The sequence below is a fragment of the Pseudoduganella sp. OTU4001 genome, from assembly GCF_038440195.1.
Taxonomy (GTDB): Bacteria; Pseudomonadota; Gammaproteobacteria; order Burkholderiales; family Burkholderiaceae_D; genus Rugamonas.
This window is the reverse complement of record NZ_JASATG010000001.1, coordinates 155,298-176,501: the sequence shown is the minus strand read 5'-3', so window position 1 is coordinate 176,501 and position 21,204 is coordinate 155,298. Positions and strand designations below refer to the sequence as shown.

The 21,204-nt window shown below is 65.9% G+C and carries 17 protein-coding genes; 10 read left to right on the top strand and 7 right to left on the bottom strand.

The features are described from left to right. Positions 1–5: 5 nt before the first annotated feature. Complete coding sequence (locus AAHE99_RS00745; protein ID WP_342113398.1) at positions 6–341, bottom strand: hypothetical protein; 336 nt, start codon at positions 339–341, stop codon at positions 6–8. A 93-nt stretch (positions 342–434) separates the two neighbouring features. Continuing rightward, a complete protein-coding gene (locus AAHE99_RS00740) occupies positions 435–1,271 on the bottom strand; it encodes a universal stress protein (RefSeq protein ID WP_342113395.1) in 837 nt (278 codons plus the stop codon). Positions 1,272–1,402: 131 nt separating this feature from the next. On the opposite strand from AAHE99_RS00740, the gene AAHE99_RS00735 reads away from it, so the two are divergent. Then, positions 1,403–2,476 (top strand): GGDEF domain-containing protein, encoded by a 1,074-nt coding sequence (locus tag AAHE99_RS00735; protein ID WP_342113392.1) that lies wholly within the window; start codon positions 1,403–1,405, stop codon positions 2,474–2,476. Here the strand turns inward: AAHE99_RS00735 and AAHE99_RS00730 are convergent. Next, positions 2,396–3,643 (bottom strand): hybrid sensor histidine kinase/response regulator, encoded by a 1,248-nt coding sequence (locus AAHE99_RS00730; RefSeq protein ID WP_342113389.1) that lies wholly within the window; start codon positions 3,641–3,643, stop codon positions 2,396–2,398. The two genes, AAHE99_RS00735 and AAHE99_RS00730, sit on opposite strands and share 81 nt — an antisense overlap. 164 nt (positions 3,644–3,807) lie before the next feature. On the opposite strand from AAHE99_RS00730, the gene AAHE99_RS00725 reads away from it, so the two are divergent. Genes AAHE99_RS00725 through AAHE99_RS00700 form a run of 6 tightly spaced genes read left to right on the top strand, consistent with a single transcriptional unit; the run spans position 3,808 to position 13,101 of the window. Beyond that, positions 3,808–4,635 carry a phosphate/phosphite/phosphonate ABC transporter substrate-binding protein gene (locus AAHE99_RS00725; RefSeq protein WP_342113386.1) on the top strand — a complete coding sequence of 276 codons (828 nt, stop codon included), beginning with the start codon at positions 3,808–3,810 and terminating at the stop codon, positions 4,633–4,635. After that, complete coding sequence (locus tag AAHE99_RS00720) at positions 4,632–7,160, top strand: ATP-binding protein (RefSeq protein ID WP_342113383.1); 2,529 nt, start codon at positions 4,632–4,634, stop codon at positions 7,158–7,160. The genes AAHE99_RS00725 and AAHE99_RS00720 overlap by 4 nt, the downstream gene beginning before the upstream one ends. Beyond that, complete coding sequence (locus AAHE99_RS00715; RefSeq protein WP_342113379.1) at positions 7,157–7,507, top strand: hypothetical protein; 351 nt, start codon at positions 7,157–7,159, stop codon at positions 7,505–7,507. The genes AAHE99_RS00720 and AAHE99_RS00715 overlap by 4 nt, the downstream gene beginning before the upstream one ends. Before the next feature lie 54 nt (positions 7,508–7,561). Beyond that, on the top strand, positions 7,562–8,779 hold the full coding sequence (locus tag AAHE99_RS00710) for a TolC family protein (RefSeq protein ID WP_342113375.1): 1,218 nt from the start codon (positions 7,562–7,564) through the stop codon (positions 8,777–8,779). Next, positions 8,776–9,951, top strand: a complete 1,176-nt coding sequence (locus AAHE99_RS00705) for an efflux RND transporter periplasmic adaptor subunit (protein ID WP_342113372.1) — start codon at positions 8,776–8,778, stop codon at positions 9,949–9,951. The genes AAHE99_RS00710 and AAHE99_RS00705 overlap by 4 nt, the downstream gene beginning before the upstream one ends. A gap of 9 nt (positions 9,952–9,960) precedes the next feature. After that, positions 9,961–13,101 carry an efflux RND transporter permease subunit gene (locus tag AAHE99_RS00700; RefSeq protein ID WP_342113370.1) on the top strand — a complete coding sequence of 1,047 codons (3,141 nt, stop codon included), beginning with the start codon at positions 9,961–9,963 and terminating at the stop codon, positions 13,099–13,101. On the opposite strand, the gene AAHE99_RS00695 is transcribed toward AAHE99_RS00700, so the two are convergent. Next, on the bottom strand, positions 13,077–16,505 hold the full coding sequence (locus AAHE99_RS00695) for an indolepyruvate ferredoxin oxidoreductase family protein (protein ID WP_342113368.1): 3,429 nt from the start codon (positions 16,503–16,505) through the stop codon (positions 13,077–13,079). The two genes, AAHE99_RS00700 and AAHE99_RS00695, sit on opposite strands and share 25 nt — an antisense overlap. 122 nt (positions 16,506–16,627) lie before the next feature. On the opposite strand from AAHE99_RS00695, the gene AAHE99_RS00690 reads away from it, so the two are divergent. Continuing rightward, on the top strand, positions 16,628–17,110 hold the full coding sequence (locus AAHE99_RS00690; protein WP_342113365.1) for an Lrp/AsnC family transcriptional regulator: 483 nt from the start codon (positions 16,628–16,630) through the stop codon (positions 17,108–17,110). A gap of 261 nt (positions 17,111–17,371) precedes the next feature. After that, positions 17,372–18,106, top strand: a complete 735-nt coding sequence (locus AAHE99_RS00685) for a hypothetical protein (RefSeq protein ID WP_342113363.1) — start codon at positions 17,372–17,374, stop codon at positions 18,104–18,106. On the opposite strand, the gene AAHE99_RS00680 is transcribed toward AAHE99_RS00685, so the two are convergent. After that, on the bottom strand, positions 18,107–18,436 hold the full coding sequence (locus AAHE99_RS00680; RefSeq protein WP_342113362.1) for a hypothetical protein: 330 nt from the start codon (positions 18,434–18,436) through the stop codon (positions 18,107–18,109). 58 nt (positions 18,437–18,494) lie between these two features. On the opposite strand from AAHE99_RS00680, the gene AAHE99_RS00675 reads away from it, so the two are divergent. Beyond that, complete coding sequence (locus tag AAHE99_RS00675) at positions 18,495–18,872, top strand: GFA family protein (RefSeq protein ID WP_342113361.1); 378 nt, start codon at positions 18,495–18,497, stop codon at positions 18,870–18,872. Here the strand turns inward: AAHE99_RS00675 and AAHE99_RS00670 are convergent. Together AAHE99_RS00670 and AAHE99_RS00665 are read right to left on the bottom strand one after the other, a co-directional pair. Then, entirely contained in the window at positions 18,869–20,326 is a 1,458-nt protein-coding gene (locus tag AAHE99_RS00670) for a DUF4832 domain-containing protein (RefSeq protein WP_342113358.1), read from the bottom strand. The genes AAHE99_RS00675 and AAHE99_RS00670 overlap by 4 nt on opposite strands. Before the next feature lie 62 nt (positions 20,327–20,388). Next, positions 20,389–21,201, bottom strand: coding sequence for a ferritin-like domain-containing protein (locus AAHE99_RS00665; RefSeq protein WP_342113356.1), 813 nt, complete (start codon positions 21,199–21,201; stop codon positions 20,389–20,391). Positions 21,202–21,204: the final 3 nt, after the last annotated feature.

The window sequence follows — 21,204 nt, the reverse complement described above, 5'->3', positions numbered from 1 at the left end:
TCTGGTCAGAACAGGCCAGCCATCCTCGCCAATATCCCGAGGATGGCGGTGCCAAATGTAATGGTTATGCCGGCGAGCCAGCGATTCGTTTTCGCTTGCTCGCGGCGTAACTCGTCAATGCTTTGGCGTAGCTCGGCAAAGCCACGGTCGGTATGCTCCCGCTCCTCGGCAAAGCGACGGTCGGTATGCTCCCGCTGCTCTGCAAATCCGCGATCGACATGATCCCGCAAATTCTCGAGCCCGCTATTCAAGCGGCTTAGCTCATGTTGCGTAAGCCGAAATAGTTCCTCGTGCGCTTCCACCTTTGCCTCTAAACTTGCAATTCGCTCTCCGTGATCCATGGATCCCTCCGCATCGTTGCCCCTACTGTGTGGCAAGATGCGGAGGGGCGTGTTGACTTTGGACAGGCCGGTGGCAGCTAAGTTCCCGCGAATTTAGTGGGCCATCAGCACCGGTAGCGGGGCGCTGGCGAGGATGGTGCGGGTGGCGCCGCCCAGCATCATTTCGCGCAAGCGGCTGTGGCCGTAGGCGCCCATCACCAGCAGGTCGGCTTCCAGTTCCTGGCTGAGGGCGATGAGGGCGGCGCCGGGATCGGCGGCTTCCGGACGGCGCAGGACTTCCACGCGCACGCCATGCCGCGCCAGGTAGAGTGCAATGTCGGCGCCTGGTTCTTCGCCGAGAATGCTGGCGCTGCCGCCCAGGATCGCCAGTGTGACCCGTTCCGCGCCGCGCAGCAGCGGCAGGGCCGCGGTGATGGCCTTGGCGGCTTCTACGCTGCCATTCCACGCCACCAGCACCCGCTTGCCGATGCTAACGAAGCGTCCCGCAGCCGGTACCAGCAGCACCGGGCGGCCGCAATTCAGCACCACGTAGTCCGGCAAATCCGGCAGCAAATTACCGTCGCCGCCGTCCGCCGGCCTGACCTGGCCCATCACCACCAGGTCGGCATAGCGCGCCTGCAGGCACAGGCCGGAGTACTCCTCGTCATTGCTGCGGCGCGCTTCGCGCGAGCTGACCCCCAGGCGTGCCGCGATGTCTTCGAAACGCCCCAGGTCGCGCTCGACCCGTTCCTGGGCGACCTGCAGGTAGTCGGCCATGTATAAGCCGCTGCCCTCGTAGGGTCGCCCCGCCAGCATGGTACGCGGCATGCCGCTCATGGCGGCGCCGACAAGGTGGGCGTCCTCGCGCAGGGCCAGCGCCGCAGCCAGGGCGATACGCGTTTCAAGATTGGCGGCTTGGTCGACATGGACCACGATCGTCCGGTATGACATGGTTTCCTCCTGTTGATGATGGCGCCAGTCTGCACCGCGCGACAGCGGCAGGGCCATGACCTGGATCAAGTACCCGCAGTGGTTGACCGGCCTATCACCGCAAGTCACAATATTCCTTAAAGGAGGCGGCCATGGCGCAAGGCGAAGACCTGAACGACGAGTTCTCCCCACTGGATGACGACGCAGCTGGCGCAGCCGACTCCACTGCGCCGCCCTGGCGCATCCTGGTGGTCGACGACAATGAACCGGTGCATGCGGTCACCCGGCTGGTGCTGCACCAGATTGTGTTCCGCGGCCGCCCGATTGAGCTGGTCAGTGCATTTTCAGCGGCCGAAGCACGCGCCATACTGAAGGCGGACCAGAGTTTCGCCGTGGCCTTCGTCGACGTCATCATGGAAACTCCGCTGGCCGGCCTGGACCTGGTGCGGGAAATCCGCGACCAGATGCAGAACAGGAAGATCCGCATCATCCTGCGGACCGGCCAGCCGAACCAGGTGCCGGAGCAGGATGTGGTGTTGTCCTACGAAATTGATGATTACTTAGCGAAAACGGAGATTTCCGCAAGGAAGCTCGTCACCAGCGTCATCTCGTCGCTGCGCGCCTTCGCCTACATCTCCGAGCTGGAGGCGCTGAACCAGGAACTGGAAGCGCGGGTCGAGATGCGCACCGCCGACCTGGCCAAGCTGGCCATGATCGATCCGCTGACCGGCGCCGGCAACCGGCGCCACTTCGAAGAACGCGCCGCCACCGAGATCCGCGAAGTGCAGCGCGCCCAGACCGCACTGGGCGTGGTGGCGTTCGATATCGACCATTTCAAGCAGGTGAACGACCGCGAAGGGCATGCCGCCGGCGACCAGGTGCTGCGCAGCGTGGTGGAGCGCGTGCAGTCCACGCTGCGGCCCTGCGACTTCCTGGCACGCATCGGCGGCGAAGAGTTTGTGGTCCTGCTGCCAGGTGAGGACAGCGCTGGTGCGGCCGTGGTGGCGGAACGGCTGCGCGAGGCGTTGGCCGCCAGCCCGGTCATGGCCGGCGGCGTCGCCATCCCGGTGACCGCCAGCTTCGGCGTAGCCCAGCTGGAAGGCGAACTGTCGCTGGAACTGCCGCTGCGGCGCGCCGACAGCGCCCTATATCTGGCCAAGGCGCAAGGACGGAATCGCGTGATGACCAGCCAGCACAGCGTGGGGATGGCAAATCTCGCAGGGTAGGGTGGGCGGCAGCGTCAGGCTGAATTCAGCACCGTGGCCGGGCATGCTCGCCACCTGCAGCGTACCGCCCAGCAGGCCGGTGGCCAGGCTGTAGGCGACATACAGGCCAAGGCCCTTGCCGCCTTGCTCGCCGCGGGTGGTAAAGAAGGGGGTGAAGGCCCGTTCCAGATGCTGCGCCTGCATGCCGGGGCCGTTGTCGGAAATGGTAAGGGTTACCGCGCCGTCTTCATCGCGCCAGGCCGTGGCCTTGATGATGCCCTGCATACCTAGCGGCGCGGTAAAGGCAGCCGCGTTTTCGACCAGTTTTTCGATGACCTGTTCCAGGTGGCCGGCGTAGGTTTCCACCGCCAGGCGCGGATCGATCTCGATCTGCACCCCGAGCGCTTCGCCGCGCCGCGCCCCCAGTACCGTGACCACATTGCGTACGCAATCGTAGAGTGAGACGCTGCGCATGCGCTCCTCCATGCCATTGGCGGTTACCTCGCTCAAGGAATCGAGCATCTTGCCGGCCCGGTGCAGGTTGCGCGTGACCAGCTGGAGGCCGCTGTGGAAGTGCGCCAGCAGGGGCGCGAAAAGCTCGCTGCAGCCTTGGCTGGCCGCCAGCTTCTGCATATCCCCGATCAGCTCCCCGATCGAGCTGGCGCTCAGCATGGCGTTGCTGATCGGCGTATTCAGTTCGTGCGAGACGCCGCGCGCCAGGGCGCCCAGCGATTTGTTCTTTTCCGACTGGGCCAGCTGCGTCATCAGCGCAACCAGCTGCGCATTGGTGCCGGCCAGGGATAGCCGCGCCTCCGCCAGCTCCATCTGGGTGCGGACGCGCGCCAGCACTTCTTCGGCCTGGAATGGCTTGGTAATGAAGTCCACCGCGCCGCAGCGGAAGGCGTCCAGCTTTTCCTCGACCTCGGTCAGGGCGCTGATGAAAATGACGGGAATATCGTGCAGCTGCGGTTCGGCCTTCAGCAGGCGGCAGGTCTGGTAGCCGTCCATGCCGGGCATGCGCACGTCAAGCAGCACCAGGTCGGGCGCCTGGCTTTGCGCTGCGCGCAGGGCAAGTTCGCCGGAAAGCGCAGCGCGGACTTTGTAGCCGTCCCGTTTCAGGATGGCGGCCAGCGCTTCCAGGTTATGCGGATTGTCATCGACAATGAGGATGTTGGACGAACTGCCCATCGGAGTCTCCGTCGTTGCTGCCTTCAATTCATGATACTACTTGTTGGTGCAAGCTAAAGTGCTAAGCTGCAATAAACAAAATTGGAGGTCCCATGAAGCCTCTCTCAGTATGGCTTGTTGTTTTTTTGCTGTGTGCTTGCGAAAAAACCGCCCCGGATAAACCCTTGCAATACAGTAGTGCCCCGGCCGCCAAGACCGAAGCCATTTACCGCCTGGCGGTGCACCCCTTGCACAATCCGCAAAAGCTCAGCGAAGCCTATCAGCCGCTGGTCGACCACCTGAATGCGCGCATCAGCGGCGCCCGGGTGGAGCTGGAAGCCTCGCGCGACTACCAGAGCTACGAACGCAAATTCCGCGCGCGGGAGCCGGCCTTGCTGCTGCCGAATCCCTGGCAAACCATGCAGGCCATGAAAGTGGGCTACAAGGTAGTGGCGATGGCGGGCGACGCGGTCGATTTCAAGGGCCTGATCATCGTGCGCAAGGACAGCGCGATCAAGGAACCGGCGGACCTGAAGGGCAAGGTGATCAGCTATCCTTCGCGTACCGCGCTGGCCGCGTGCATCATGCCGCAGTACTACCTGCACCAGCACGGTCTCGACATCAACCGGGACGTGGAGAATGCCTACGTTGGTTCGCAGGAGTCGTCCATCATGAGCGTGTTCCTGAAGAACTCCACTGCGGGCGCCACATGGCCGCCGCCATGGCGCCTGTTCCAGCGCGACCATCCGGAACAGGCCGCGCAGCTGAAAGTGGCGTGGGAGACGCCGCCATTGATCAACAACTCGGTGATGGTGCGCGATGACGTGCCGGCCGCCATGCGCGAGCAGCTGACCAAGGCCTTGCTGGAACTGTCCGACAGCGAGCTGGGACGCAGCATCCTGTCGGGCATGGAGACCAGCCGCTTCCTGGCAGCCGATGACGCCAGCTATGCCGTGGTGGCCGACTATATCGCTCGCTTCGAGCAGGAAGTGCGGCCGGTCGAGGCCAAATGATGCTGGCTCGCCTGCGCGATTTCGTCTTCGGCAACCTGCGCCGCCAGCTCACCATCGGCATCGTGGCCGTGGTGACGCTGACCATCACCCTGTTCGTGTGGGACCTGACGCGCGCCCAGCAGGCGGCCGAAAACGAGCGCCACACCAAGCAGCTGAGCGCCCTGGCCAGCAGCGCCGCCACCACCACCGCTTCGTGGGTGATGGCGCGCGACTTCAGCGGCCTGCAGGAGATCATCGAGGGCATTGCGCGCTACCCGAACTTGGAGCACGCCATGGTGCTCGACACCAGCGGGCAGGTGCTGGCGCACAGCGACACTGCGCGCATCGGCCAGTATCTGAGCGACCTGCCTGCCATGCCGGCCACCACGCTGCTGCCGCGCACCGCCAACCTGCTGGAGGTGATCAGCCCGGTGATGCTGGGCGAGCAGCACGTGGGCTGGATACGCATCGGGCTTGACCAGACGCCGTTCAATGCGGAGCTGGCACAGATGTGGCGCAAGGCCATGGCCTATATCGTGGCGGCGGCGCTGGCCAGTATCCTGTTTGCCGCGCTGGCGGCGCGCTACCTGACGCGCAGGCTGAACGCCATCCAGCAGGTGGCAGGCGCCGTCAAGGGCGGCGAATCGGGCCTGCGCGTGCGGCTGCAGGGCAATGACGAAGCGGCCAAGCTGGCGCGTCACTTCAACGAGATGATGGACGGCCTGGACCAGCGCCAGGCCACGCTGCAGGAAAGCGAGCAGCTGTTCCGCATCATGGCGACGCTGGCGCCGGTCGGCATCTACCTGACCGACGCACGCGGCGACTGCCTGTTCGCCAACGACCGCTGGTGCGAAATGGCCGGCATGGAGCCGGCAGCGGTGCTGGGCCAGGGATGGATGGCGGGCGTGCATCCCGACGACCGTGAGCTGGTGCTGGCCAACTGGGACCGGATGGTCGAATCGGGAGGGCGCTGGAGCGGACTGGAATACCGTTTCCTCACGCCGGGCGGCAAGGAGACCTGGGTGGAGGCGCTGGCGGCGCCGCAGCGCAACCAGGCCGGCGAGGTGGTGCGCTATGTCGGCATCAACGTCGATATCACCGACCGCAAGGAAGTGTCGCGCCAGCTGGAGGAGCTGGTGGCGCGGCGCACCAGCGAGCTGTCCAGCGCCAAGGAGGTGGCGGAAGCGGCCAACCGCGCCAAGAGCGTATTCCTGGCCAATATGAGCCATGAACTGCGCACGCCGCTGAATGCGGTGCTGGGCTTTTCCCAGCTGCTGCAGCGCGACCAGGCCATGGGCGCCGAGAGCCGGGCCAGGGTGGCCACCATCAACCGCGCCGGCCAGCACCTGCTGTCGCTGATCAACGACGTGCTGGAGATTTCGCGCATCGAAGCCGGACGTGTCGAAATCCAGCGCGCCCCGTTCGACCTGTTCGAGCTGCTGACCAGCGTGGAGGAGATGGTGCGCGTGCGCGCCGAGGCCAAGTCGCTGGTCTTCAGCACGGACTACGCCCGGGACTTGCCGCAGTATGTGGAAGGCGACGGGCCGCACCTCAAGCAGATCCTGATCAACCTGCTGGGCAATGCGGTCAAGTACACCGATGCCGGTAGCGTGCAGTTTACCGTCGCGCGCGAGGGCAATACGGTGCGCTTCGTCGTTGCCGATACCGGCATCGGCATCGGCCCGGACGACCGGCAGCGCGTGTTCCAGCCGTTCTACCAGACCGCATCCGGCGCCATGAAAGGCGAAGGGGCTGGGCTGGGCCTGACCATTTGCCAGGAATATACCGCCATCATGGGTGGGGCGCTGGCGCTGGAGAGCGAGGTCGGACAGGGCAGCGCCTTCACCCTGGCGCTGGACTTGCCGTCGACCGAACTGCCGGCGGTGAGCACCGTACGCGCCGGCCATGCCCGCGTGCTGGCCGAGGGGCATGCGCCGGTGAGGGTGCTGGTGGTGGACGATAAGGTCGATAACCGTGAGCTGATGCGGCTGTTCCTGGAGGGCGGCGGCTTTGCCGTGCGGACGGCCAGCAACGGGCGCGAAGCGGTGGATGCGGTGCCCGAATGGCAGCCGCATTTCATCTGGATGGATATGCGCATGCCGGTGCTGGACGGCTACGCTGCCACGCGCGAGATCCGCGCGCTGCCGGGCGGCGCCGAAGTGCGGATCGTCGCGCTCACGGCCAGTGCTTTTGAGGAGGACCGGCAGCAGATCCTGGCCTGCGGCTGCGACGATATGGTGCGCAAGCCGGTGGAGGAAGCGCGCCTGTTTGACGTGATGGGCGATATGCTGTCCTTGCGCTACCGCGACACGCCGGTGGAGGAACCGCCGCAGCCGGCGCCGCCCGCCCGGCTCGACCTGTCGCAAATGGCGCCGGCCATGCTGGCGCAGATCAGGCAGAGCGCCGAAATGCTGGACATCGACGGCATGCAGCAGCTGATCGCGCAGCTGCGCGGCGAGCAGCCGGCCGTGGCCGACGGCCTGGCGGCGTTGGCGCAGTCCTTCCGCTTCGACCGCATCTTCGAGCTGTGCGCGGCGCAGGAGTGAGCGTCACTTGCTATAATTCCACCGAAATGAATATCCGGCGCTTCCTTGTCATCTTGCTGCTCCTGCTGCTTCCGGTCCAGGTTACCCTGGCGGCGGCCGATAGCTGCTGCCTGGCCGCGCAAGCCGCATCCCATGTATCCACGGCATACGACGCCGGCGACGATGCCGATCCGGCCGGCGCCTGCTGCACGAGCTGTGATTTCTGCCACCATTCGCACGTCCCGTTCCTGGCCGCGGTCGATGAACCGGCGCCCTTGACGGCGTCCGTCGCCCCGGTACCGGCGCCGGAACCGCCGATCCATTCCTTCATTGCGGACCTTCCTCCGCGTCCCAACTGGCTCCAGTGATTGACCCGGCTGCCCCGCGCAGCCGTTCCGTTTCAATCATCAAGGAGCAATATCGTGAAAAGACTTTGCATCCCCTTGCTGGCGGCCGCTTGCCTGGCCCCGGCATGGGCGCAACCATCCATGTCCCTCGCCGATGCGCTGCAAAAGGCGCGGCAGGACAACCCTGAACTGAAAGCGCTGGCGCTGGATGCCGGCGCCGTGGAAGCGGCCGGCCGCCAGGCGGCGCTGCTGCCCAACCCTTCGCTTGAATATGTGCGCGAAGGGCGCATGAGCGAAGGCGGCTCGTCCACCATCCAGCTTGCGATCCCGCTTGAACTGGGCGGTAAGCGCGCCGCCCGCATGGAGGCCGCCCGCGCCGGCAGCCGCGCCGCCGCGCTGGAACTGGCCGCAGGCCGCGCCCGCATCGAGGCCGACGTTGCCGCCGCCTACCATGCGGCCTACCTGGCGCAGGAACATGTGGCGCTGGCCGCCCAGGTCAATGAAAACGGCCGCCGTTCCAGCGACCTGGCGGCGCGCCGCGTCCTGGCCGGTAAGATATCGCCGGTCGAAGAGGCGCGTGCGCGGGTGGCGGAAGCCAACTGGCGCATCGAAGGCGTGGCCGCGCAGAAGGAGCTGGACGAAGCGCGCATCCGGCTGGCCAGCCTGCTGGGCGTTGAGCCGCGCGAGATCGGTGCGCTGTCCGCGCCGGCCGCACCGGAGGCCAGCGCCCTGCGCCTGGAGGCCTTGGTCGATGCCGCCCCGGCCATCGAGCGCGCCGCCGCCGAAGTCGAAGCGGGCGAAGCCGCGCTGCGGGTGGAGCGCGCCCAGCGCGTGCCCGACGTCGCACTGATCGTCGGCAGCAAGCGTGAAGGACCGGAACGCGAGCGCCTGCGCCAGAACATCGTCGGCCTGTCGGTGCCGCTGCCGCTGTTCAACCGCAACCAGGGCGCGCAGCTGGCCGCCGAACGGCGCGCCGACAAGGCACGCGCCGAGCTGGCGGCCGCACGCCTGCGTGTGCGTTCCGAGGCGCTGCAGGCGCAGGCGCGCATGCAGTCGGCCGTGCAGCAGGAGCGCCTGGTGCGCGAAGACGTGCTGCCCGGCGCGCGCTACGCCGCCGAAGCGGCGATGAAGGGCTTTGAAGCGGGCAAATTCAATTACGTGGAAGTGCTGGACGCCCAGCGCACCCTGGTGCAGGCGCAAGCCCAGCACCTGCGCGTGCTGTCGGACTTCTACCGCGCCAAAGCCGACCTGGCGCGGCTGTTCGGCAACACGGATATCAAGGATTCAAAATGAACAAGCGTCAAAAAATGACTATCGCGGCCATGGTGGCCGCAGCCGTCCTGTTCGCAGGCGGCGTGCTGGGTTGGGAGCGCAACAGCGGCGCCTCCCACGGCGAACCGGCGCACGAGGCGCCGCCCGCGGCGGCAGCGCACGATGAGGCAATCCCGTTCACCGACGCGCAAATCGCGGCAGCCGACATCCAGCTGCGCACCGCCGGTGCGGCGCGCCTGGAAACCTTCGTCCGCCTGCCGGGCGAGGTAAAGCTGAACGAAGACCGCACCGCCCACGTGACCCCGCGGGTCGACGGCATCGTGCAGGAAGTGCAGGCCAACCTGGGCCAGCAAGTCCGCAAGGGCGACCTGCTGGCGGTGGTGGCCAGCGCCGACGTGTCCGAACAGCGCAGCGCCCTGGCCGCGGCCGAAAAGCGCGCCGCCCTGGCGCACTCGGTCTACGAGTCCGAGAAAAAGCTGTGGGAAGACAAGGTCTCGGCGCGCCAGGACTACCTGAAGGCCGAGCAGGAATGGCAGGAAACCGCCATCGCCGTGCAGAATGCGCGCCAGAAGCTGGTGGCGCTGGGCGCGGCAGGCTCCGGCCGCGGCGCCTTCAACCGGCTGGAAATCCGCGCCCCGTTCGACGGCATGATCGTGGACAAGCACATCGCCGTCGGCGAGGCGGTGGGTGCGGAGACGAAGATCTTCACCGTGACCGACCTGCGCCAGGTGTGGGCCGAAGTGGTGGTGCCGGCGAAAGACCTGGAGATCGTGCGCGTCGGCACCGAAGCCGTGCTGCACTCGGCCGCGTCCGATGCCGCCGTCAAGGGCAAGGTAAGCTTTGTCAGCGCCATGATCGGCGAGCAGACCCGCGCCGCGCGGGCGCGCGTGGTGCTCGATAACCCCAAGCTGGCATGGCGCCCCGGCCTGTTCGTCGATGTGGACGTGGTGACCGGATCGGCCGTCGTGCCTGTCGCCGTGGAGAAGGAAGCGCTGCAGGTGCTGAATGGGGCCCAGGTCGTGTTCCAGCGGGTGAAAGAGGGCTTCAGGCCGGCGCCGGTCACGGTTGGCCGCTCCGATGGCAAGCTGGTGGAAATTACCGCCGGCCTGCGCAAGGACGCGCAGTATGCCGCCGCCCACAGCTTCACCATCAAGGCGGAGCAGGGCAAAGGCGCCGATGCCCATGAAGACTGAGGAGCGGCCATGTTAAGCAGAATTATCCGGGCCTGCATAGGCCACCGCTGGCTCGTCATGTTCGCCGTCGCCGCCATGGCGGTGCTGGGCGCCGTCAGTTACAAGAAGCTGCCGATCGACGCGGTGCCGGACATTACCAACGTCCAGGTGCAGATCAACACCGCCGCCGCCGGCTACTCGCCGCTGGAGGTGGAGCAGCGCATCACCTTCCCGATCGAATCGCTGATGGCGGGCCTGCCGAAGCTGGAGCAGACCCGTTCGCTGTCGCGCTACGGCCTGTCGCAGATCACCGTCGTGTTCAAGGACGGCACCGATATCCACTTCGCGCGCCAGCTGGTGAGCCAGCGCATCCAGGACGCGCGCGCCCAGCTGCCGGCCGGGCTCACGCCCACCATGAGCCCCATCGCCACCGGTCTGTCCGAGATCTACCTGTGGACGGTGGACGCCGCGCCCGATGCGCGCAAGCCCGACGGCACCCCGTACACTCCGACCGACCTGCGCGAGATCCAGGACTGGATCATCAAGCCCCAGTTGCGCAACGTGCCGGGCGTCACCGAAATCAACTCCATCGGCGGCTACGACAAGGAGTACCTGGTCGCACCGACTCCCGCCAAGCTGGCGTCGTATGGCCTGAACCTGTCGGATGTGGTGACCGCGCTCGAACGCAATAACGGCAACGTCGGCGCCGGCTATATCGAGAAAGAGGGCGAGCAGTACCTGCTGCGCGCACCCGGCCAGGTGAAATCGGTGGCCGACATCGGCAATATCGTGGTCGCCACCATCGACGGCGTGGCGGTGCGCATCACCGACGTCGCCAACGTCGGCATCGGCGCCGAACTGCGCACCGGCGCCGCCACCCGCAATGGCCGCGAGGTCGTGCTGGGAACAGTGTTCATGCTGATTGGCGAAAACAGCCGCTCCGTGGCGCATGCGGTCGACAGCAAGATGGTTGAAATCAACCGCAGCCTGCCGGCCGGCGTCAGCGCCACGCCGGTCTACAACCGCACCGTGCTGGTGGAGAAGGCCATCGACACGGTCAAGCGCAACCTGCTGGAAGGCGCCGTGCTGGTGATCGGCGTGCTGTTCCTCTTCCTCGGCAACCTGCGCGCCGCGCTGATCACGGCCATGGTGATCCCGCTGTCGATGCTGTTCACCTTCAGCGGCATGGTCGCCAACAATGTCAGCGCCAACCTGCTCAGTCTCGGCGCGCTGGATTTCGGCATCATCGTCGATGGCGCGGTGGTGATCGTGGAGAACTGCGTGCGGCGCCTGGCGCACGCGCAGCAGCAGGCCGGCCGCACCCTGACGCGCGACGAACGCTTCGCCGAGGTCTTCGCCGCCGCGCATGAAGCCCGCAGGCCGCTGCTGTTCGGGCAGCTGATCATCATGATCGTGTACCTGCCGATCTTCGTGCTGTCCGGGATCGAAGGCAAGATGTTCCATCCAATGGCCTTCACCGTGGTGGCGGCCCTGCTGGGCGCGATGCTGCTCTCGATCACCTTCGTGCCGGCCGCCGTGGCCCTGTTCATGACCGGTCACGTGCGCGAAGAAGAAAGGCGCCTGATGCAGGCCGCCAAGCGGCGCTACGCCGCCTGCCTGGATTATGTGATGGCGAACCGTCCCGTGGCGTTCACCGCCGCCGGCTTGGCGCTTGCCCTGTCGGTGCTGCTTGGCGCCCGCCTTGGCACCGAGTTCGTGCCGAACCTGAACGAAGGCGACTTCGCCGTGCTGACCGTGCGCATTCCCGGCACCGGCTTGGCGCAATCGGTGCAAATGCAGCAGCAGATCGAAAAGACGCTGCTGGCCAAATTCCCCGAAGTCGCCCACGTTTTCGCCCGCACCGGCACCGCCGAAATCGCCTCCGACCCCATGCCTCCCAGCATATCGGACGGCTATATCATGCTGAAGCCCGAACAGGACTGGCCCAAGCCCAAGCGCAGCCGCGAGCAATTGCTGGCGGCGATCCGCGGCACGTTGGAGCAGCTGCCTGGCAACAGCTACGAATTCAGCCAGCCGATCCAGCTGCGCGTGAACGAGCTGATTTCCGGCGTGCGCAGCGACGTTGCCGTCAAGGTGTTCGGCGACGACCTGGACGTGCTGAACGCCAAGGCCAGTGAGATCGGTGCGATCCTCGCAAAGATCCCCGGCGCCAGCGGCGTCAAGGTGGAGCAGACCAGCGGCCTGCCGATGCTGCAGATCCAGGTCGACCGCGAGCGTGCGGCGCGCCTGGGCCTGAACATCGCCGAAGTGCAGGAGCTGATCGCCACCGCCACCGCCGGCCGCGAAGCAGGCGCCATGTTCGAGGGCGACCGCCGCTTCGATATCGTGGTGCGGTTGCCGGAGGCGTTGCGTGCCGACATCGAACTGCTCAAACGCCTGCCGGTGCCGCTGCCCAAGCGTGAAGGCGCGCGTCCGAGCTATGTCACGCTGGCCGAAATCGCCAGCTTCGACACTGCGCCCGGCCCCAACCAGCTAAGCCGGGAGCAGGGCAAGCGGCGCGTGGTGGTGACGGTCAATATGCAGGGCCGCGATATCGGCTCCTTCGTGGCCGAAGCGCAGCAGGCCATCCTCAAAGGCGTGAAGCTGCCGGCCGGCTACTGGCTGGCGTGGGGCGGCCAATTCGAAAACCTGCAGAACGCCGCGCAGCGCCTGAAGCTTGTGGTGCCGGCCTCGCTGGCGCTGGTGTTCGCCTTGCTGTTCCTGATGTTTAACAACGCCAGGGACGGCGCGCTGGTCTTCACCGGCATACCGTTCGCGCTAACGGGCGGCATATTCGCGCTGTGGGCGCGCGGCATACCGATGTCGATTTCCGCAGCGGTAGGCTTCATCGCCTTGTCCGGCGTGGCGGTGCTGAATGGCCTGGTGATGATCTCCTTCATCCGCAGCCTGCGCGAGCAGGGGATGCCGCTGGCGGACGCTGTGCGCAGCGGCGCCCTGGTGCGCCTGCGCCCGGTGCTGATGACGGCCCTGGTGGCATCGCTTGGCTTCGTCCCGATGGCGATCGCCACCGGCACCGGCGCCGAAGTCCAGCGTCCGCTGGCCACGGTCGTCATCGGCGGCGTGCTTTCCTCTACCGCACTGACCCTGCTGCTTTTGCCCCTGCTTTACCGGCTGGCCTACGCGCGTCAGGCGGCTACGGGCATGGCGTGAGCAGGCGCTGCTTGCTGCCATGCGAGCAGCTTGCGCTGGTACTCCTGCATGGCCTGGTGCTTGACCGGGCCATAGCCGCGCACTTCCTGCGGCATGCGCGCCAGTTCCAGCGCCGCCTCGTAGCGCGCCGTGTCCAGGCGCGCGCATTCCTGCTCCACCAGCTGCGTGAACTGCGCCACCATGGCGCGTTCGCTGCGGCGTTCTTCGGTGTAGCCGAAGACGTCGAAGGCGGTGCCGCGCAGGCCTTTGGCGCCGGCCAGCAGGCGCATGGCGGTAAAGATCCATGGGCCGAACTTGCGCTTGCGCGGGCGGCCGGTGGCCGGGTCGATGCGCGACAGCAGCGGTGGCGCCAGCCATAGCGACAGCTTGCCGTGGTCGGAGAACTGGGCGGCCAGGCTGGCGCGGAATTCTTCGCTGCTGTACAGGCGCGCTACTTCGTATTCGTCCTTGTAGGCCATCAGGCGGTAGGCGCTGATGGCAACGTTGCGGGCGAAATCCTGCCGGCCGGGTGCGACGCGCTGCTCGGCATCGGCGGCGCGCGCCACCAGGGCGCGGAAACGCTCGGCGTAGGCGGCGTCTTGGTAGGCGGTCAGGTCGGCGACGCGGGTGGCCACCAGTTCGTCCAGGCCCAGGGCGTCGATCTGCACCGGCGCCGGCGCCGAGCGCACGCGTTCCAGCAGGCCCGGGTTGCAGGCGGCGATACGGCCCCATTTGAAGGCGCTCAGGTTGAGGGGCACGGCGGCGCCGTTCAGTTCAATGGTGCGCAGGATGGCTTCCAGCGACAGCGGCACCAGGCCATGCTGCCAGGCGAAGCCCAGCATCAGGGTGTGCACCACCACCGTGTCGCCGAACAGCGCTTGCGCCAGGGCGTTGGCGTGGATGGTATGGAAGCGCTCCGGCAGGCAGCGCTGCTTGATACGGGCGCGCATCAGCGATGCCGGCTGGATGGCGTCGCGCTGGCGCACGATCTGCGCGGTCGGCGTTTCGTCCAGGTTCAGCACGGCGGCGCTGCGCGATGGCGACAGGCGGGCGGCATTGTCGGCCGCTGCCGCCACCACCATGTCGGCGCCGAGCAGCAGGTCGGCCGCACCCTGGCCGATGCGCACCGCGCCGATCTGGCCGGCTTCGCGCGCCAGGCGCACCTGGCTGACCACGGCGCCGTTCTTTTGCGCCAGGCCGGTGAAATCCAGCACCGTCGATGCCTTGCCTTCCACATGGGCGGCGCCACCGAGCACGGCGCCGGTGGTCAGCACGCCGGTGCCGCCGATGCCGGCCACCACTACGTTGAACGGGCCGTCCAGCTGCGGCACCTGCGGCAGGGTCAGGGCGGCCGAGAGTTCGGCTTCCAGCGCCTTCAGGCGCTCGGTTTCCGGCTTGCGCAGGCGCGGGCCTTCGACGTCGACGAAGCTCGGGCAGAAGCCTTTCACGCAGGAGAAGTCCTTGTTGCAGGCGTTCTGGTTGATCTTGCGCTTGCGGCCGTAGGCGGTTTCCAGCGGTTCGACCGAGATGCAGTTCGACTGCACCGAGCAGTCGCCGCAGCCTTCGCATACGCGCTCGTTGATGAAGACGCGGCGGTCCGGGTCCGGCATGGCTTTGCGCTTGCGGCGGCGGCGCTTTTCGGCGGCGCAGGTCTGTTCGTAGACGATGGCGGTCACGCCCGGCACTTCGCGCAGCATGCGCTGCACGGCATCGAGCTCGCTGCGGTCGTGGATTTCGGTGCCTGGCGCCAGGCCGGCGTCGGTAGCGCTGCGCCAGCGCGCCGGGTCGTCCGACACCAGCACGATGCGCTGTACGCCTTCCGCATGCAGCTGGCGGGTAATGCGGGCCGGGTCGATCACGCCTTCCGCCGCCTGGCCGCCGGTCATGGCCACGGCGTCGTTGTACAGGATCTTGTAGGTGATATTGGTCTTGGCCGCCACGGCAGCGCGGATGGCCAGCAGGCCGGAGTGCTGGTAGGTGCCGTCGCCCAGGTTCTGGAAAATATGGCCGGTGCCGGAGAACGGCGCCGCGCCCACCCACTGCAGGCCTTCGCCGCCCATTTGCGAGAAGGTGTTGGTCTTCAGTTCCGGCTGCGCCAGCGACATGACGTGGCAGCCGATGCCGCCGCCGGCGATCGAGCCTTCCGGGGTCTTGGTGGAGCTGTTGTGCGGGCAGCCGGAGCAGAAGTAGGGCGCGCGCACCGGGATCACGGCGGCCGGCACCGGTACTGCAGCAGCGTCCAGAGCGGCCAGGCGCTCGCGCAGCACGGGCAGCGCTTCGCCGAAGCGGCGCGCCACGGCGCGGGCCACGATCAGCGGGGTGAATTCCGAGATTTCCGGCAGCAGCACGGCGCCGTCGCCGTCGCTCTTGCCGGTGATGCGCGGGCGCACGGCCATGCCGTACAGCGCGTCTTTCAGCTGGCTTTCCACATTGGCGCGTTTTTCTTCGATCACCAGCACTTCTTCATGTCCGGCGGCGAAGGCGGTGGCGCCGTCGGTTTCCAGCGGCCAGCTCATGGCCACTTTGTACAGCGAAATGCCCATGGCGGCCAGGTCGTCGCGCGACAGCTGCATATCGTCCAGCGCCTGCATGAAGTCCTGGTGCGCCTTGCCGACGGTGATGATGCCGAAGCGGCGCTGCGGCGCAGCGATGATGGTGCGGTCGATACCGTTGGCGCGCGCCCAGGCGCGGGCGGCCGGCAGGCGTTCTTCGATCAGGCGGCGTTCCAGTTCGGCGCGCTGGGCCGGCCAGGCCAGCCTGGCATCCCAGTTCAGGCCATGCACCGGCAGCACCAGCTCCGGCGTGCGCCAGGTCGGCAGCGCGTCGAGCGTCACGGTGGCGGCGGTTTCGATCACCTCGGCGATGGTTTTCAGGCCGACCCACAGGCCGCAGTAGCGCGACATGGCAATGCCGGCCAGGCCCAGTTCCATCACTTCGCGCACATTGGCCGGCTGCAGTACCGGGATCGAGGCGGCGTGGAAGATGCCGTCGGTCTGGTGCGGGTACATCGACGACTGCGCCGCGTGGTCGTCGCCGGAAACGGCCAGCACGCCGCCCAGGGCGGAGGTGCCGATGATGTTCGCGGTGCGGAACACGTCGCCGGTGCGGTCCACGCCCGGGCCCTTGCCGTACCAGATGCCGAACACGCCATCGACCTTGGTGTCGCCGTAAGCCTTGTGCATCTGCGCGCCCCACAGCGCGGTCGCGGCCAGGTCTTCGTTCAGGCCCGGCTGGAACACGATGTCGTGTTCGGCCAGCTGTTTGGAGGCCTTCCACAGCTGCTGGTCGTAAGCGCCCAGCGGCGAACCGCGGTAGCCCGATACTAGGCCGGCGGTATTCAGGCCAGCCGCGCGGTCGCGGCGGCGTTGCAGCATGGGCAGTTGGACCAGGGCCTGGATCCCGCTGAGGAACATCGAATCATTCATGGTGGGGTGTCTCGCCTATTTGTTCTAATGCGCAAATGTTAAGACAAGGTCCTGAGTGAATGTCGCTGAAATTGCCAGTGATTTATGCAATCATTAGTCGAAATTAACTAAGGAAATCAAAAATGATGGTTGAAATCGCTAATGTGGCAGGTCCCGATAAAACCGACCGCAAGATTTTGCAATTGCTGGCGCGCGATGGCCGCATGGCGTGGAGCGAGCTGGCGGAGAAAATCGGGCTGTCGCTGACGCCGACTTTGCGCCGCGTGCGGCAGCTGGAGGAGGGTGGCTATATCAAAGGCTACGTGGCGCAGCTGGATGAAGGCCGCCTGGCGGGCAAGGTCAGCGTGTTCGTGGCGGTGACGCTGGTGAACCAGTCGGAGGAAGTGATCCAGCGTTTCGAGGAACAGATCGCGCTCTCGCCGGAAGTCATGAGCTGCTTCCTGATGACGGGCGATGCCGACTATACGCTGCGCGTGGTGGTGCCGGACCTGGACGGATACCAGCACTTCCTGACCCGCACGTTAACGCGCATTCCCGGCGTGGCCCATATAAAATCGAGTATCGCCCTGAAACAGGTGCTGATGCGCCCGTCGCCCTTGCTGTAGGTGTTGCCCTTAGTTACAATCACTTACAATCCAAAACACGCGCACGCTTGAGTTAGGTGTGCACATGCAGCAAACTCTCTATTGCTTCAGAGATACATTGGAGGGAGCCACATGCAAATCGAGCGAGTTTCATCCTTATTGCAAGACGTGGCTGAAATCAGGAATTGGACCGTCCAGCACCTTCCGCAGACGGGTTCCATGGTGGGTTACGACCTATTCCTGAAGATTGGCAACGATTTATTTTGTGATAAAACATTAACATTGGGCGAGCTCTGCCAGGGCTTGCCGCACCCGGAAGCCGAGGTCCGCACTATTGTTGCGTCCATGGCCCAGGCTGGCCTGCTGGAAGCGATTTCGGACGGTGGCGGCGACTCGGTCAGGATTATTCCGACCCAGCGTTTCGTCGACTTGCTGAAGCAGTACCAGACCAAGTTTGAAAGCGTGTTCATTCCACGCAAGGATTTGCGCGGGCGCCAGCTCGCGGCGGATGTGCACGACCCTCGCCTGTACCACCTGGTGGAAACGATGTACGACCATTTCCACGACATCGGCTGGCTGCACCTGCACAATTATGGCGCGGTGTGTTTCCTGATGGCGTCGCTGGTCAAGCGCGTTGCGATGGCCTATGGCTTCAAGGCGCGCGTTGAAATCTGCCATGCGGAGATCCGCTCGAAAGAGTTCAATTTCTTCCTCGGCACCAAGGGTTATGCCGCGCCCGGCCAGATCGAGGGCCATGCGGTCTGCATCATCGAGAATGCTGTGCTGGTCGATTTCGCGGTCAGCTCCGTGCGGCGCACGCTGCGGCGCGACTTCTACTGGGGACTGGCGACCGAATTCGCGCAGCATGGCGAGGTCATTGGCCAGCTGCAGTTGCCGGGCGATGCCTCGGTGACCTGGAAAAACGATTGGCAAACGCCGGATGGTCCGGCGGAAATCGCCAAGTACGAAGTGTTGGTTGAAGAACTGTTTAAGCAGTTCGTCGCGCGCTTCGGCTAATCAACTCAACCTTCCAAAAGTCAGGAATGCCCAGGAGGCGGCGATGACCACCATGCCGGCCACGGTCACGCACGACCAGGTGAAGAAATAGGCCGACACCACGGTGGCCTGTAGCGCGCGCTCGAACAGGAAGCCGAGGCCGAAGTCGAACGTGGCCATCACCGTCCAGCGGCGGAAGTAGATCGGGAGATAGCGGCTCATATATTTGTTGTGCTGCAGCGCGGCATGTCGCTCGATCACGTTGCGTGTCGCGCTCACGTCCTTGAATAGCCAGTCGAAAAAGATGAAGCGGTACAAGAGGGTGCGGAACGGCATCGCTTCGGTCGTCATGAGCGTCTCCCGGTGGTAGCTAGGTACATGATACGCTACATATTTGGAGGGGTGAAACATGACCGAGTATTTGCGTGGCAGCTGCCTGTGTGGCGGCATTGCCTACAAGGTGGACCGGAAAACGCTGCGTGGCGCCAGCCACTGCTACTGCCAAATGTGCCAGAAGCAGCACGGCGCGGCTTCCGGCACCTATGCCAATTTCGCCAGCGAAGGCTTCAGCTACGAAAAAGGCGCCGAGCTGGTGGCGGAATACCATTCATCCGACCATGGCCGGCGCGGTTTCTGCAAAGTGTGCGGCTCGACGCTGACCTGGCGCAGCACGCAGTCGCCGGACCGCATCGCCGTCACCCTCGGCACCATGGAGCCCGAATTCGGCGGCGAGGTGCGGCACGAGCTGCACCCCGAATCCAAGCCGCACTGGCTGCCGAAGGCTTAGCGCCGGCGCAGCGTCGCCAGCGCCAGCGTGCCGTCGGCAGCGCGTTCCATGATGGTCCACTTCAGCGCCGCGCGCGGCGAGCTGCCGCTGTCGCGTGCCGCCAGCCGCAGTGTGTAGTCGCCCGCCAGCAGTGCAGGCAGCGTCCAGCTGCTTTGCCAGACCGCACTGGCGCCGCCGCCCACCAGTGATTTCAGGTTCACCGCAGTCGGTGCAGTCCACACCACGGCGCCCGCCGAGTTGACCAGTTCCGCATTGACCATCCACGCTTCATAAGCCGGCGCGCTGCCATCGTTGCGCAAGGTGGTGGTCAGCGTCAGCCCGCCGGTGCTGGTCAGGTTGACCGTGCTGCTGGACACTGCGTAGCGGTAACCCGATTCGCGCGCCAGCATCAGCAAGTCATTCTGTTCGGCCGCCGTCAGCGAGGACCAGCGCTGCGCGTCGGGCAAGCTGGTTTGGAAGTTGCCGTTGCTGATCAAAGAAACGTGGAAGGCCGCCGCCTGCTGCCGCGCCGTCGCCGGATTGCTCTGCGCATCGCCGCTGCTGAACGGACAGAACTCCGACACCACCGGCGCCTTCTGCCACTGGTTGGCAAAGGCGGCCCATTCCGCCGGGCGGTTGGTCCACTGGTCGAAATAGCCGTAGCGGCTCAGGCAATCGGCGCGCAGGCCCACCGGCTTGCTGGTAATGGTTTGCTCCAGCAGGCCGTATGTCAGCGCATCCTTGTTCGAATAGGGGATGAACATTACGTGCTGCTGGTTGGGGAAAGCGTCGAAGTGCATCTTCGCGAATTCGCGCTTGCTGGTATTGGTGGCGGCGGTAATGCCGGCGGGCGGGCTGGCGTAGGCGCTGGAGCGCAGCGCCCACTCGCCATATTGGCCGAACATGCCGACGTCGATCCAGGCGATGTCCGGATTGTCCGGACCCAGCGCGGCGGCCAGCGCCGCCAGCAGGGCGCGCGAGCGCTGTTGCAGCCACGGGTCGTTCCAGTCCGGGATGAAGGTCAGGCCCGGCACCGCGGCATCGGTGTCGGCCCAGAAGCCGCAGCCGGCGGTGCAACTAGCGTGGTTGACGATGTAGGCCGGTGCGTAGAGCTGGTTGTCGTCATAGCCCGCCATCATGCGCAGGCGGAAAGCGAACTTGCGGCCCTGGCTTTTGGCCGTAGCCAGGTCGGCCAGGATGGCGCTGAAGTTGTACTGGCCCTCGGCGCTCTCCACGTCCTTCCAGTAATAGCGGCGGTAGGCATCCTTGGCCGGCGCGCTTTGCGGCACCAGCTCCTGGTTCTGCCAGCGGTAGTAGCCGCGCAGCGGATTGATGGTGTCGTCGCTGGCGACCGGGATGGCGGTGTAGGTGCGGCTCGCGTTAAGGCTGGTCCAGCCCGTGGTCTTTGGTGCGGCCAGGGCAGGTCCGGTAGCGGCCAGCAGGGTCGAGGCGAGCAGGAAGTTCAGGCGTGACATAGGGGGCTCCCGTTATGTTGACGTCGGGAAACTATAGTGCGCCTGCCGGTAGCTGGCAATATTTACTTTATGTAGTAAAACAAGGCTTGCATTTCTGCTTCGCTGAAGCCGGCCTGGCGCCGCGCTTCTATGTTGAAGGGGCCGCGTACCGTGGCTTTGTACTGCACCACCAGCTGATCGTAGACCGCGATCGGGTCCAGGCCGCGCTGGCCGCACAGGTAGCCATACCAGCGGTTGCCGATTTCCACGTGGCCGATTTCGTCGCGCAGGATAATGTCGAGGATGGCCGCAGCCGCATCATCGCCGGCCTGCGCCAGCTTGGCGCGCAAAGGTGGGATCGCATCCAGCCCGCGTGCTTCCAGCGTGCGCGGCACCAGGGCCATGCGCGCCATCACGTCGCCGGTGGTTTTCGCCACCATCTCCCACAGGCTGTCGTGGGCGGTGTAGTCGCCATAGGCGCTGCCCAGGGTGGCCAGGTGCGCCGCCAGCAGCGAAAAGTGGTAAGCCTCTTCCTTCGCCACGCGCAGCCAGTCGCTGTAGTACTGGTCCGGCATTTGGGGGAAGCGCCATATCGCATCCAGCGCCAGGTTGACGGCGTTGAATTCGATATGCGCCAGCGCGTGGGTCAGCATGGCGCGGCCCTCGACGGTCGCCATCGAGCGGCGGCCGACCAGGCGCGGCGCCACCAGTTCGGGGCGGGCAGGGCGGCCGGGGATGTCGGCTTCCGGCGCGGTCAGCGCCGTGGCCGGATCGAGCGCCACAGTGCCTGCTGTCCAAGCCTCAGCCATGGCGGCCACGGCGGCGGTTTTCGCCGCGGGATCGGGTTCCAACAGGCCTTGCAGCGCCAAGCTGCGGAGTTCAAGCGTCTTTTCCATGGG

What these genes read in the sequence shown, in the direction of transcription:
- AAHE99_RS00745 (WP_342113398.1), bottom strand. Translation starts at nt 341, where the DNA reads ATGGATCACGGAGAGCGAATTGCAAGTTTAGAGGCAAAGGTGGAAGCG.
- AAHE99_RS00695 (WP_342113368.1), bottom strand. Translation starts at nt 16,505, where the DNA reads ATGAATGATTCGATGTTCCTCAGCGGGATCCAGGCCCTGGTCCAACTG.
- AAHE99_RS00665 (WP_342113356.1), bottom strand. Translation starts at nt 21,201, where the DNA reads ATGGAAAAGACGCTTGAACTCCGCAGCTTGGCGCTGCAAGGCCTGTTG.
- AAHE99_RS00730 (WP_342113389.1), bottom strand. Translation starts at nt 3,643, where the DNA reads ATGGGCAGTTCGTCCAACATCCTCATTGTCGATGACAATCCGCATAAC.
- AAHE99_RS00735 (WP_342113392.1), top strand. Translation starts at nt 1,403, where the DNA reads ATGGCGCAAGGCGAAGACCTGAACGACGAGTTCTCCCCACTGGATGAC.
- AAHE99_RS00705 (WP_342113372.1), top strand. Translation starts at nt 8,776, where the DNA reads ATGAACAAGCGTCAAAAAATGACTATCGCGGCCATGGTGGCCGCAGCC.
- AAHE99_RS00680 (WP_342113362.1), bottom strand. Translation starts at nt 18,436, where the DNA reads ATGACGACCGAAGCGATGCCGTTCCGCACCCTCTTGTACCGCTTCATC.
- AAHE99_RS00740 (WP_342113395.1), bottom strand. Translation starts at nt 1,271, where the DNA reads ATGTCATACCGGACGATCGTGGTCCATGTCGACCAAGCCGCCAATCTT.
- AAHE99_RS00670 (WP_342113358.1), bottom strand. Translation starts at nt 20,326, where the DNA reads ATGTCACGCCTGAACTTCCTGCTCGCCTCGACCCTGCTGGCCGCTACC.
- AAHE99_RS00720 (WP_342113383.1), top strand. Translation starts at nt 4,632, where the DNA reads ATGATGCTGGCTCGCCTGCGCGATTTCGTCTTCGGCAACCTGCGCCGC.
- AAHE99_RS00675 (WP_342113361.1), top strand. Translation starts at nt 18,495, where the DNA reads ATGACCGAGTATTTGCGTGGCAGCTGCCTGTGTGGCGGCATTGCCTAC.
- AAHE99_RS00700 (WP_342113370.1), top strand. Translation starts at nt 9,961, where the DNA reads ATGTTAAGCAGAATTATCCGGGCCTGCATAGGCCACCGCTGGCTCGTC.
- AAHE99_RS00690 (WP_342113365.1), top strand. Translation starts at nt 16,628, where the DNA reads ATGATGGTTGAAATCGCTAATGTGGCAGGTCCCGATAAAACCGACCGC.